This is a genomic window from Amycolatopsis sp. CFH S0740 (assembly GCF_004522315.1).
Lineage (GTDB): Bacteria > Actinomycetota > Actinomycetes > Mycobacteriales > Pseudonocardiaceae > Amycolatopsis > Amycolatopsis nivea.
The window spans coordinates 1-12,186 of record NZ_SDLS01000063.1; the positions used below are offsets into that span (position 1 = coordinate 1).

A 12,186-nucleotide genomic window follows, 5' to 3' on the forward strand; every position below is an offset into this window, starting at 1 on the left:
AGAGACACAAACTGTGTCATATCAGCTGGGACTGAACAGTGCATGTCACGCACCCAATGTGGCATTCGGTGCGTCGGACGCACCCAACGCCACATTGGGGCGCATGCCGGGCGGCGGCGGGATCGGTGGCCGGGAAGCAGCGGGCGGTCCGGAGCGTCAGCCCGCTTGCACCTTCTGCGCCGCCTTCGCGTAGCCGTCGGCCAGGCCGAAGACCTTCTGCGCGTACTCCGTCGAGTTGTTGTACGACAGGATCCCCGACCACCAGCCCGCCGGGCTGGCCATGTCGCGGCCGCCCGCGCACAGGTAGCGGGCGGCGGTGAGGGCGGCGTCGTCGATCTGCTGCGGGTCGGCGCGGCCGTCGCCGGTGGCGTCCGACGCCCACTTCCGCCAGGTGCCCGGGATGAACTGCATCGGGCCGACCGCGCGGTCCGCGACCGGGTCGCCGTCGAGCTGGCCGCCGTCGGTGTCGCCGATCGCGCGGACCCCGGAGGAACCGTCGAGCGGGACGCCGATGATCGGCTTCGACGGGCGGCCGTCCGCGCCGAGGACCGCTCCGCCGTACTGGCCGTGGTTGGACTCGATGCGGCCGATGCCGGCGAGCGTCGCCCAGGAGATGTGGCAGCCGCGGTCGACCTCGCGCATCGCGAGCTCCGCGTTGCCGTACGCGCGCACCGCCCGCGCCGGGATGCCGGTGGCGGGCGCGACCTTGTCCGCCCAGCCCTGCAGCGGGTCGCCGCCGGTCGGGCGCGCCGACTGCGGCGCGGTGCCCTGGTCCGCGGCCCCGCCCGCGACGACGGCGTTGACCGGCGCGATCGAACCGGGTTTGACGTCGACCGCCTTGACGCTCAGCGCCGGGATGTCCGTCGTGGTCGGGCTGGCTTCCGGGGCGGCCGCCCTGGTGACGATCCAGACCCCGCCGCCCGCGACGGCGAGCACCGCGACGACGACGGCGAGCCGCACCGCGAGCGCGGCGCCATGACCGCGACGGGCGGGCGACGGGGCGGCAGCGGGAGCCGCGGTCTCGTCCCCGGTCCGCTCGGTGTCGGGGGTCTGTCCGGTGGCGGGCACGAAACTCCGGTCCTCCAGCATGGCTTGGGGTTCGCAACACACAACGAGCCCGCGCAGGTTAGCGTTACGCACGCATCGCCATGGCCCCCGCCACGCCGGTTCACCCGGCCGGGTAACCCGGTTCCGTCAGGTGGACGGTTCACGCCGCACAAACACTCACCAGCCCGCTGTCGAGGCGGGGTTGGCCGACGCGAAGCCCCACGTCGAGGCGGGGTTCGGCCGGAGCGGCTGCCGTCGGGCTTCGCCGACCGGACGCGCCAGGCGGGCTTCGCCGCGGTGGCGGCACCGCCAAACAAAAACGTCCGCCGCATGCGGCTTCCGGCGCTCCCGGCAAGGAGTGCTTTCCACCGCACCGCGACGGGCGCTTCGCCGTGTTGCCTGGCCGATTCGCCGACCAGGCAACACAGCTGTCAAACAGGCTTCTTCCCGCGCGAACCGCGGGATGAACAGTTAGGCACTTCTTCCGGCGCGAGCCGGATGGAACGAACTATGAGGCGCTTCCTGCCGCGCGAGCCACACGGACGAACGACCAGCCACGCCCTCCCGCGCAAGCCGCACGGAACGAACCATCAGCCACATCCACCCGCGTGAGCCGCACGGAACGAACGATCAGCCACGTCCACCCGCACGAACCACGGAACGAACGCCCGCCCGCTTCCTCCCGCACGAACCGCGGAACGAACGATCAGCCACATCCGCCCGCGCCAACTGCACGGAACGGACGTTCAGGCACTTCACCCCACGCGAACCACGCGGAACGAACGGTCAGGCAGGCTTCTGCTGCCGCGCCAGCCGCGCGACGCACCAGGCGGGCGCGCTGCCCCGGCGGAGGTGCTGCAGCACCGTCATCGGGCCGAGCCGCCGAGCGAGGTCGGACGGTGCGAGACCGGCCGCCCGGTAGTCGAGGGCTCGCTGGTCCAGCGGGCTGATCCCGGCGTCCCACCACTGCTGCGCTTCGGCGACGTCGCCGACCATCTGCCACCAGCCCGCGGCGGCGACGAGCAGTTCTTCCGGGACCTCCGGCAGCCGGGCGCGCATCGCGTCGAGGTAGCCGGGGTCGGCGGCCTCGACCGGGGCCCAGCGGGCGGGTCCGGACCGGGCGCGCTGGCCGGGGATGCCGGGCGGAGCGGCCGGCGCGTCGGCCAGCCAGGCCGAGGCGATGCGGTCGACCTCCTGCTCCTCGGGGGTCTTCTCGCGCTCGGCCGACCACTGCCGGATCAACGCGTCCACTCCGGGATCTCCGGTCATCCCTGCCTCCTCATCGGTCCCCGACGGGCAGGCATTTCGACCGCCTGCCCCGTTGCGCGTCCACGATTGGCTCCCCACGCGTGACCGGGCCGAAAACCCGCCGTGACCCGGCTCCCGGGGGACCGGAGAACCGGCTGATCACGCAATGTGAGCACCGTAGGGCGGCACCCGCTTTCTCCGCCATACCCCGGACCCTGGAAATTCGGTGACCAGGCGGTTTTACGGGCCAATCCACCCGGATGGTCGAGCGAAGTGCCCGAATCCCGGGATCCGGTGACAAAGCGTGACTAGGTGGCCGGACGGGCGCGCGAGGGCGGTCCGGCGAGCGGGAAAACCGGGGTCAGGCGAAGAGGCTCTTGAAGAACGTGACGATCGCTTCGGCGCCGTCCTTGAGCCAGCCGAGCACGCGGTGCACGAAGGCCGCGGAGTTGGTGGGCTGCGTGATCAGGAAGAACAGCACGAGCGCGACCACTCCGACGACGACGATCTTCTTCAGGCCGCTCGACATGGTTTCGTTCCCCTCCGCTCCCCCGGCGCCCGGTCGGACGCCGGCCCCGCCTCGGCAGAGTCGGCTCCCACTGTAGTGACGGCACGCCGGAATGGCCCGTCGCAGGCCCCGATCCAGCCAGAAAGCTCACGGCCGGGTGACCCCGGTCACCATCGGGTGACCCGGGTCCGGAGAAGGCCCCCGGTACGCTCCGGCGATGGACGACGGCCCAGTGACTCTCCGCCCGGTGCGCGAGTCCGACCTCGGTCTGCTGGAGGCCCTGACCAACGACCCGGAGACGGTCGGCGAGCACCAGTGGTTCGGCTGGCACGACCCCGGCTACGTCCGGCGGCTCTGGCGCGAAAACGGCATGCTGACCACCGACAACGGCATGCTCGTCCCCACGCTCGACGAACGTCCGCTCGGGCTCGTTTCGTGGCATCGCACGCGGACCGGCCCGCACACCTACTGCTGGAACATCGGCATGGTCCTGCTGCCGGAGGCGCGCGGGCACGGCCTCGGCGCGCAGGCGCAGCGGCAGCTCGTGCGCTACCTGTTCGCGCACACGCAGTTCAACCGCGTCGAGGCCAGCACCGAGGTCGGCAACCGGGCCGGCCAGCGTTCGCTGGAGAAGGCCGGGTTCACCCGCGAGGGGATCCTGCGCGGGTTCGATTTCCGCGACGGGCAGTGGCGCGATCACGTCCTCTACTCGGTGATCCGGTCCGATCTGCCGTCGTGAGCGTTCAGGCGATCGCTCCGGCCTCCTTCAGCGCCGCGACGCCCGCGTCGTCGTAACCCAGCTCCGCCAGCACCTCCGCGGTGTCCGAGCCCTTCTCGTGCGGTGCTTCCGGCGTGGCCGCGGGCGTCCGGTCGAACCGCGGCGCCGGAGCGGGCTGCACCGTGCCGCCGATGTCCACGAACGTCCCGCGCGCCGCGTTCTGCGGATGCCCGGCCGCTTCCCACGGCGACAGCACCGCGGTGAGGCACGCGTCGGTGCCTTCCGCCCGCGCGACCAGTTCGTCGCGCGTGAACCGGCCGACCGCCTCGGCCAGGATCTTGCGCAGCCGCGGCCACTGGCTCTGGTCGACGTGCATCGGCAGGTCTTCGTTCTCCAGCCCGAGCACCTTGACCAGGTCGCCCCAGAACCGCATCTCGATCGCGCCGACGGCGACGTACTTGCCGTCCGCGGTCTCGTAGGTGTCGTAGAACGGGGCGCCGCCGTCGAGGAGGTTCTCGCCGCGCTCCCCCGGCCACACGCCCGCCGCGCGCATCCCGTGCAGGCTCGTGGTCAACAGCGCCGCGCCTTCCACCATTGACGCGTCCACGACCTGGCCGCGTCCGGACGTCGTGCGCTCGTGCAGCGCGGCCAGCACGCCCATCGCGAGCATGAGGCCGCCTCCGCCGAAATCGCCGACCAGGTTGAGCGGCGGCACGGGGCGTTCGCCCGCGCGGCCGATCGGGTCGAGCGCACCGGCGACGCTGATGTAGTTGATGTCGTGCCCGGCCGCCGACGCGAGCGGACCGTCCTGGCCCCAGCCGGTCATCCGGCCGTAGACCAGCCGCGGATTGCGGGCGTGCACCTGCTCCGGGCCGATGCCCATCCGTTCCGCGACGCCCGGCCGGAAGCCTTCGATCAGCACGTCGGCGCGCTCGGCCAGCTTCAGCACGAGCTCGACGCCCTCGGGCGTTTTCGTGTTCACCCCGACCGACCGCCTGCCGCGGGCGAGCGGGTCGTTCGGGATGCCGAGCACGTCGGCGCCCGGGGTGGCGCGGTCGACGCGGATCACGTCGGCGCCGAGGTCGGCCAGGATCATGCAGGCGAACGGAGCCGGCGCCAGCCCGGCCAGCTCCACCACCCGCAGCCCGGCGAGCGGACCTTGTTTCACGGCGAAGTCCTTTCGCTGCAACGGATTTCAGAGCGTGCGGGAAATGATTTCCTTCATGATCTCGCTGGTGCCGCCGAAGATCCGCGAGATCCGCACGTCGGCCCAGGCGCGCGCGATCGGGTACTCGGTCATGTAGCCGTAGCCGCCGAACAGCTGCAGGCAGTCGTCCACGACCTTGTTCACCCGCTCGGTCGTCCACAGTTTCGCCATCGCCGCGCCCTGTACGTCGAGCTCGCCGCGCAGGTGCCGTTCGATGCACTGGTCGAGGAACGCGCGCGACACCGCGGCTTCCGTCGCCGCCTCGGCGAGCTTGAACTTCGTGTTCTGGAAGTTGAAGATCGGGCGGCCGAACGCGGTGCGTTCCTTGGTGTAGTCGATGGTCAGGTTCACCGCGGCTTCCAGCCCGGCCACCGCGGTCACCGCGATGATCAGCCGTTCCTGCGGCAGCTGCAGCATCAGCTGGATGAAGCCCTGCCCCTCGGCGTCGCCGAGCAGGTTCGCCGCGGGCACGCGGACGTCGTCGAAGAACAGCTCGGCGGTGTCCTGCCCCTTGAGCCCGACCTTGTCGAGCACGCGGCCGCGGCGGAAGCCCGGGGTGTCGGTCTCGACCACGATCAGCGAGACGCCCTGCGCGCCCGCGTCCGGGTCGGTCTTGCACGCGACCACGACGAGGTCGGAGTGGAAACCGTTGGTGATGAACGTTTTCGCGCCGTTGATCACGTAGTGGTCGCCGTCGCGGACCGCGCGGGTCTTGATGTTCTGAAGGTCTGAACCAGTGCCGGGCTCGGTCATCGCGACCGCGCCGACCATCTCGCCGGTGGCCATCTTCGGCAGCCACTCGCGCTTTTTCTCCTCCGACGCGTACGCCAGGATGTAGTGCGCGACGATTCCACTGTGGACGGTGACGCCCCACGCGCTGTCCCCGGCCCGGGCCTGCTCCTCGTACAGCACGGCCTCGTGCGCGAACGTGCCGCCGCCCCCGCCGTACTCCTCCGGGATCGACAGGCACAGCAGGCCGAGTTCGCCCGCCTTGGTCCAGATCTCCCGGTCGAGCTTCTTCTCCGCCGCCCAGCGCTCCTGGTTCGGCACGAATTCCTTCTGCAGGAACGACCGGGCGAGCTCCCGGAGGTCTTCGAGTTCGGTGGTGCTCCACGAGCTCTTCTGGATCTGCAACGGCACGGCTTGGCCTCCCGCGGACTGGAAAACATGACGCTTGGCAGGTAAGTTCTAGCCGGAATGTACATCCCATCCGTCCGGTACGTAAAGCAGGAGCCGCGATGACCGAGGTCGCCCGGGGACACCGCACCCAGGCCGAACGCCGCGAGCAGACGCGCACCGCACTGCTGGACGCGACGATCGATTGCCTGGTCGAGATCGGGTATTCGCGGGCGTCGGTGCAGGAGATCTGCACCCGGGCCGGTGTCTCGAAGGGCGCGGTGCAGCACTACTTCGCCACGAAGGCGGAGCTGATGGCGGCCGCGGTCGAGCACCTCACCACGAAGCTGCGCACCCAGCTCGCCGCCTCGCTCGGCTCGCTGCCGGGCGGAGCGTCCGGCGTCGCGGCGGCGATCGACCTGCTGTGGGAGGGCTATTCCGGCACGCTCTCCACCGCGGTCACCGAGCTGTGGGTCGCCGCCCGCACCGACCCGGAGCTGCGCGCCGCGATCCGGCCGGTCGACCGCGCACTGGGCCGGGCGACGCTGGAGCACATCAGCGACGTCGCGGGCGACCTGCCGAAAGAACGTGCGGAGATGCTGTTCTGGCTCACCGTGAACCTCACCCGCGGCCTCGCCCTGGACGCCGAACTGGGCGGCGACCCGCGCCGTCGCCGCCAGCTGCTCGAGGAGTGGAAGCGGATCGCCGTGCTGCTGTACTCGGGCGACTAGTGTCCATACCGCCGGTATGGTGTACTCGTCGGTAACACCCGGCCCCGCACGGAAGAAGGTGCGCTCGATGACGAGTACGACCCCGGCGAACCTCACCGGCCAGCCCCTGCCCGCAACCGTCGGCGGCGTAGCAGGCGCCCCGTCCGCGTCCCGCGCGGCCGCACTCGTAGCCCGCGTAACCGGCGGCGCCGACAACGCGCCGGTGCAGATGACCGCGCCTTTCACCGGCCAGCCGATCACCTCCCTCCCCCAGGCCGACGACGCCGAAGTACGCGCCGCCTTCGCCTCCGCCCGCGACGCGCAACGCGAGTGGGCAGCGTTGCCGGTGACCCGCCGTCAGCAGTTCCTCGTGCGACTGCACGACCTGGTCCTCGCGCGGCAAGCGGAAGTCCTCGACCTGGTCCAGGTCGAAGCAGGCAAGGCCCGGATCGACGCGTTCGACGAGGTCAGCGCCACCGTGCTGGTCGCGGCCTACTACGGCAAACACAGCGCGAAAATCCTCTCCCCGCGCCGCGCCCCCGGCGTCATCCCGGGCCTGACGCGAGCGGGCGAGCTGCGGCACCCCAAGGGCGTCGTCGGGATCATCTCGCCCTGGAACTACCCGCTGGCCCTGACCGCGATGGACGTCTTCCCCGCGCTCGTCGCCGGGAACGCAGTCGTGCAGAAACCGGACAACCAGACCGCGCTGTCCGCCCTGTGGCTGCAAGAGCTGGCGGAAGAGGCAGGTCTGCCCTCCGGCCTGTGGCAGATCGTGCTGGGCCGAGGCTCGCAAATCGGCAACGCCCTGCTGGAAGAATGCGACTACCTGTGCTTCACCGGCTCCACCCCGACCGGCAAGGACCTGGCAGGCCGCATCGCGCAACGGCTCACCAGCTATTCGCTGGAACTGGGCGGCAAGAACCCCATGATCGTCTTACCGGACGCAGACATCGCCAAAACCGCCGCCGGCGCCGTAACGGCGTGCTTCTCGTCGGCAGGCCAGCTGTGCGTGTCGGTGGAGCGGATCTACGTGCACGACAGCATCCGCGAGGAGTTCACCCGCGAATTCGTGGCCCGCACAGCAGCACTGCGCCTGGGCGGTTCACTGGACTACCACGCCGGAATGGGTTCGCTGACGTCGAAGAGCCAACTGGAAACCGTGACGGCCCACGTGGAAGACGCCCGAGCAAAAGGCGCCCGCGTACTGACCGGCGGACGCCCCCGCCCAGACCTGGGCCCGCTGTTCTACGAACCGACGGTCCTGACGGACGTACGCCCCGGAATGACCCCGTTCGCCTCGGAGACCTTCGGCCCAGTGGTGTCGATCTACGGATTCAGCGACGTCAACGACGCGATCGAACGAGCAAACGACACCCCCTTCGGTTTGAACGCAAGCGTCTGGACCAAAAGGGGCCGCGCAGGCTGGGAAGTAGGCGCCCGCCTGAAAGCAGGCACGGTCAACGTCAACGAGGGTTACGCAGCAACCTTCGGAACAGTAGGCGTCCCCATGGGCGGCATGAAGGAATCCGGCGCCGGCCGACGAAACGGCGCAGAGGGATTGCTGAAGTACACGGAAGCGCAGTCCATCGCAGTACAACGAGGCCTGGCCCTACGCCCGCCTAAGGGAGTGCCGGGCTCAGTGTGGGCGCGCTTCATGACCGTGAGCATGAAACTCCTGCGCCACCTACCCGGCCGCTAAGGGTTCGTGAGGGCCACCCTCATTGACTCTGATTCCTTCAGGGTTCCCCTCACGACCCGCCTCCGGTCGTGAGGGGCCCCTTCACGGACTTGGATTCCCTCAAGGAGTCCTTCACGGACCGCCCTCGCCGCAGCCCCGCCAGCGATGCGCCCCAATGCGGCATTGGGTGCATCCCACGCACCGAACGCCACATTGGGTGCATCCGACGCACCCAATGTGGCATTGGGGCGCTAGCCACCAACACCCACGAAACCGCAGCCGGTGCACCCGACGGTGGAGNTGGCATTGGGGCGCTAGCCACCAACACCCACGAAACCGCAGCCGGTGCACCCGACGGTGGAGCCACCAACCGCTCACCGCAGCCAGTGCACCCAACGATCAAGGCACCCAACCCCGCCCGCAGCCGATGCCCGCAACGATCGAACCACCAAGCCGCTCACCGCAGCCGATGCACACAACGATCAGCGCACCAGCCCTCAACCGCAGCCGATGCACACAACCATCGAGGCACCCAGCCCTCCCCCAACCCCGATACGAAGCTCCCCTGCGGTTCGGGGGTGCTTGTCAAGGCATCTTTCCCGCCTTGACAAGCACCCCCGAACCGTCAGCACAATCAAACTTCGGGGTGCCCCACGCAACCAAGGCAGGCAATGTCGCCGCCAGGCGACGAGCCGAAACTCACTCCGGCACAGTAAGCAACCCCCGGTCATAAGCAATAGCCACAGCCTCAGCCCGCCGGCTGGCCCCCAGCTTCGCCATCACCCGGGAAAGATGCACGCTCACCGTCTTCTCGCTGATGTACAACTCCTCCCCCACCTGCCGATTAGTCCGCCCCAGCGCCACCCGCTCCAGCACATCCCGCTCCCGGTCAGTCAACGGATTCACCTGCGCCCGAGCAACGGGAACGACCTCAACCCCAGCCAACTCGACCCGAGCCCGATGCGCCAATTCCCGCACCGCATCCCGCAACGGAACCGCATCCAGCTTCACCGCCACGGAATGCGCCGCCTCCAACGCCTCCGCGGCCCCCGGCTGTCCGGCGGCCAGTAACGCCTCCCCCTGCCGCCACCGGCAAACCGCCTGTTCGTAAACCGCCCCGTACGAATAGGCCTCGGCAGCCGCACCCCACAGCTCCGGATCGGCCGGGCCCTCCAGCCCGGACGCCGCGGCCTCCATCCGGGCCAGCCAAGCCCGCCCCTCCGGCCCGATAGTTCCGGACCGGGGATGCCCCTCGGCAGCACAACGCCGCCCGTGCTCCACCAGTCGCCGCCCCACAGCCACAAACCGATCGGCCGCGGCCGGATCCCCTTTGGCGCGGGCCTCCGCGGCCAACGCCGCCGCCGACGGAATCGCCAGCGCCACGATCCGGATCCCGCCGAGCAGCGCCGTCTCGACCTTCTCCAGCCAGGACACCAATTCGTCGGTGATCCGCAGCGCCTCGGCATGCTCCCCGCGCCAAGCGGCCAGCTCGATCGCCGCGTCGCCCGCCGACAAGGCGATCTGCGGATCCGCCATCCACTGCTGCCGCAATCCCGGCAACGCCTTGGCCGCGTCCGCGAATCGCCCGCGCCCCACCAGGAACAGGACCCAGTTGGCCAAGATCCGCGCAGCGACCGCACTGGACACGCCTCGCCGGGCGCGCCCCGCGGCGTCCTCCTTCGGCCAATCTCCGCTGAGATACCGCAAATACAGGAGCCGGGCACGCAGCTCCAGCCCGTACGCGCTCCAGGTCAGCCCGACCGCCTCCGCCCGCTCGACCCCACGGGCGGCGTGGGCGAGCGCCAGATCCATCTCCGCCTGGTCGTCGTAGCTGAGGGCGAGGAAGTACATCGCCCGGATCTCGACGTTCAACGCACCGGCGTTGTGCGCCTTGCGTTCGGCCTCGCACAACCGTTCGCGAGCCTCGACCGGATCGCCCGCGCCGTCCGCCAGCGTGCCCAGCGTGACCAGCGCCGACGCCTCCGCACCGACCGCCCCGACGGCACGTGCGTCGGCAACCGCGGTGTGCGCGCTGGCCAACGCCTCGTCCGGCTGGTCGAGCAGCCGCTGGAACCCGGCTCGCGACGCCAGCACCCAGGCCCGCGCCCCGCTCGGCTCCCGATCGGCGACCAGCTCCCAGGCCCGCTCGATCGCCCGGACCGCCTCGTCGAACGTGCCTTCCAGCGTGAGCAGCGTTTCGGCCAGCCGACGCCAGACCTTCGCCGCGTGCTCGGGCGACGCGTCCGGCTTGAGTGCTTCGGTCGCTGACCGCGCGTACGCGACCGCGCGCTCCGGCTCGCCTGAAGTGCCGGCGAAGTACGAGGCCTCGCTGAGCAGCTTCAGCTCATCCACGCCTTCCGGACGGTTCTCCGGAGCCACGGCGTCCCAAATGGACTGTGCTTGCTCGATATGCCGCAGGGCAGCGCCCGGCGCGCCGAGCTTTTCCGCTTCGTCGGCGGCACGCAGCAACGCGGACAAGGCAGTGTCGAAGTCCCGGCTCTCCAGACTGTGGAAGGCGAGCTTCGCGTCGTGGCCGCGCCCCTGCGGCATCGACTTGATCCGCGCGGCATACCCCGCGTGCATCCGCGTGCGCTCGCCGGGAAGCAGATCCGCGTAGACCGCCTCCTGCAGCAAGGCGTGCCGGAAGGTGTAGAAACCGCGCTCGATGACCAGGACGTGGTGTTGCACGGCTTCCCGCAGCGCCTCGTCCAGCTCCAGATCGCCGATGCCCGCGACTTGCGCGAGCGCGGCGTGCGACACCGATTCGTTGGCCACCGAGATGACCCGCAGCACCCGGCGCGTCTCGGCCGGGAAACGTTCGAGCCGGGCGAGGAGGACCTCGGCGAGCCCGGCGGGGAGATCTTGGCAGTCGGCGCCGGTGGCGAGGAGCTCCTCGACGAAGAACGGATTGCCCTCGGATCGTTTGGCGATGTCCGCGACGACGTCCGGTGACAGCGGTTCCTCCGCCAGCGCCGCGACGAACGCCCGCGCGTCAGCCGGTCCGAACGGGGCGAGCGAGAGCTGTTCCACGGTGTTCAGCCGGACCAGCTCGGACAGCAGGCCGCGCAGCGGATGCCTGCGGTGGACGTCCTCCTCGCGATAGCTGCCGACGACCAGCAGCCGCTGCGCGCGCAGGCGGCTGAGCAGGAAGGACAGCAGGTTGCGGGTGGAGGAGTCCGCCCAGTGCAGGTCTTCCAGCAGGACGACCACCGGCTGTTCCTGACCGACCTCGGTCAGGACGCCCAGCACCGCGTCGAACAGCTGGAGCTGGCCGAGGTCCTGCTCGGGCCGCACCCGGCGCCCGCCCTCGCGCTCCCCTTCCGAAACCTGCCCGTGGTCGCCGGTGGCCGCGGGCCGCGGATCGCCTTGCGGCAGCAGCATCCCGAGCGCGGACCGCGCCCGCACCGCAGCCGACACCGCGGGATCGGCCGACGACCCGAGCGGAGCCAGCGCCTCGGCGAACGGAAGGTAGGGCAGACCGCCGTCGCGCACGTCGATGCACCGGCCGGTGAGCACGAGCCCGCCGCAGCCCGCGACGTGCTCGCCGAGCGCGGTGAGCAGGCGGGTCTTGCCGACCCCGGCGTCGCCCGCGATCAGCACCGCACCTGCTTCTCCGCGTTCAGCGCGCGCGAAGGCCGCGCGCAGCCGCCGCATCTCCTGCGTGCGGGCGACGAGCGGAATACCGGAACCGAGACGAGGCACGAGATGCATTCTCACCTACACCCCCGACAGTTCCGACATGGATTTCCTCGTGGCGGCCGGTTCGGGCCGTGATCTCCGTCCAACGGGCGGCCCCGCCGCGTCGCCGGGGGCCGGTCCGGGCGGTGCTCCGGGGACGCATCGACGCGCGGGCCGCGGCACGTTTCCGGCGGGGACCCCGGTTGCCTCGCGGCGGTGCGCCCGGCACGCGATGCGGAAAGTCCGTGAAGGGCTCCTTGAGGGAATCTGATTCCC

9 protein-coding genes are annotated in these 12,186 nt (G+C 70.5%); 3 read left to right on the plus strand and 6 right to left on the minus strand.

What is annotated here, in order from left to right:
* Nucleotides 1-156: 156 nt before the first annotated feature.
* The 3 genes from EIZ45_RS45630 to EIZ45_RS46375 form a co-directional block, all read right to left on the minus strand.
* Nucleotides 157-1,089, minus strand: coding sequence for a lytic transglycosylase domain-containing protein (locus tag EIZ45_RS45630; protein ID WP_134670374.1), 933 nt, complete (start codon nt 1,087-1,089; stop codon nt 157-159).
* 744 nt (nt 1,090-1,833) lie between these two features.
* Nucleotides 1,834-2,316 (minus strand): hypothetical protein, encoded by a 483-nt coding sequence (locus tag EIZ45_RS45635; RefSeq protein WP_037713183.1) that lies wholly within the window; start codon nt 2,314-2,316, stop codon nt 1,834-1,836.
* Between the two features lie 340 nt (nt 2,317-2,656).
* Nucleotides 2,657-2,824 (minus strand): hypothetical protein, encoded by a 168-nt coding sequence (locus tag EIZ45_RS46375; protein WP_162836029.1) that lies wholly within the window; start codon nt 2,822-2,824, stop codon nt 2,657-2,659.
* A 196-nt stretch (nt 2,825-3,020) separates the two neighbouring features.
* Here EIZ45_RS46375 and EIZ45_RS45640 point away from each other — a divergent pair, with 196 nt between their 5' ends.
* Nucleotides 3,021-3,542 carry a GNAT family N-acetyltransferase gene (locus EIZ45_RS45640; RefSeq protein ID WP_134670377.1) on the plus strand — a complete coding sequence of 174 codons (522 nt, stop codon included), beginning with the start codon at nt 3,021-3,023 and terminating at the stop codon, nt 3,540-3,542.
* 4 nt (nt 3,543-3,546) lie between these two features.
* Here EIZ45_RS45640 and EIZ45_RS45645 read toward each other — a convergent pair whose 3' ends face one another.
* Nucleotides 3,547-4,689 carry a CaiB/BaiF CoA-transferase family protein gene (locus EIZ45_RS45645; protein WP_134670379.1) on the minus strand — a complete coding sequence of 381 codons (1,143 nt, stop codon included), beginning with the start codon at nt 4,687-4,689 and terminating at the stop codon, nt 3,547-3,549.
* Between the two features lie 27 nt (nt 4,690-4,716).
* Nucleotides 4,717-5,868 carry an acyl-CoA dehydrogenase family protein gene (locus tag EIZ45_RS45650; protein ID WP_037809891.1) on the minus strand — a complete coding sequence of 384 codons (1,152 nt, stop codon included), beginning with the start codon at nt 5,866-5,868 and terminating at the stop codon, nt 4,717-4,719.
* A gap of 98 nt (nt 5,869-5,966) precedes the next feature.
* Here EIZ45_RS45650 and EIZ45_RS45655 point away from each other — a divergent pair, with 98 nt between their 5' ends.
* Both EIZ45_RS45655 and EIZ45_RS45660 read left to right on the plus strand, forming a co-directional pair.
* The gene (locus EIZ45_RS45655; protein ID WP_037809889.1) at nt 5,967-6,575 is read left to right on the plus strand and encodes a TetR/AcrR family transcriptional regulator; all 609 of its coding nucleotides are present in this window, start codon (nt 5,967-5,969) and stop codon (nt 6,573-6,575) included.
* Nucleotides 6,576-6,642: 67 nt separating this feature from the next.
* The gene (locus EIZ45_RS45660; RefSeq protein WP_134670381.1) at nt 6,643-8,253 is read left to right on the plus strand and encodes a succinic semialdehyde dehydrogenase; all 1,611 of its coding nucleotides are present in this window, start codon (nt 6,643-6,645) and stop codon (nt 8,251-8,253) included.
* Nucleotides 8,254-8,931: 678 nt separating this feature from the next.
* On the opposite strand, the gene EIZ45_RS45665 is transcribed toward EIZ45_RS45660, so the two are convergent.
* A complete protein-coding gene (locus EIZ45_RS45665; protein WP_134670383.1) occupies nt 8,932-11,943 on the minus strand; it encodes a LuxR family transcriptional regulator in 3,012 nt (1,003 codons plus the stop codon).
* Nucleotides 11,944-12,186 lie beyond the last annotated feature (243 nt).

Excerpts from the sequence above, each read along its gene's own strand:
- EIZ45_RS45665 (WP_134670383.1), bottom strand. The coding sequence starts at position 11,943 with ATGCATCTCGTGCCTCGTCTCGGTTCCGGTATTCCGCTCGTCGCCCGC.
- EIZ45_RS45640 (WP_134670377.1), top strand. The coding sequence starts at position 3,021 with ATGGACGACGGCCCAGTGACTCTCCGCCCGGTGCGCGAGTCCGACCTC.
- EIZ45_RS45635 (WP_037713183.1), bottom strand. The coding sequence starts at position 2,316 with ATGACCGGAGATCCCGGAGTGGACGCGTTGATCCGGCAGTGGTCGGCC.
- EIZ45_RS45630 (WP_134670374.1), bottom strand. The coding sequence starts at position 1,089 with ATGCTGGAGGACCGGAGTTTCGTGCCCGCCACCGGACAGACCCCCGAC.
- EIZ45_RS45660 (WP_134670381.1), top strand. The coding sequence starts at position 6,643 with ATGACGAGTACGACCCCGGCGAACCTCACCGGCCAGCCCCTGCCCGCA.
- EIZ45_RS45655 (WP_037809889.1), top strand. The coding sequence starts at position 5,967 with ATGACCGAGGTCGCCCGGGGACACCGCACCCAGGCCGAACGCCGCGAG.
- EIZ45_RS46375 (WP_162836029.1), bottom strand. The coding sequence starts at position 2,824 with ATGTCGAGCGGCCTGAAGAAGATCGTCGTCGTCGGAGTGGTCGCGCTC.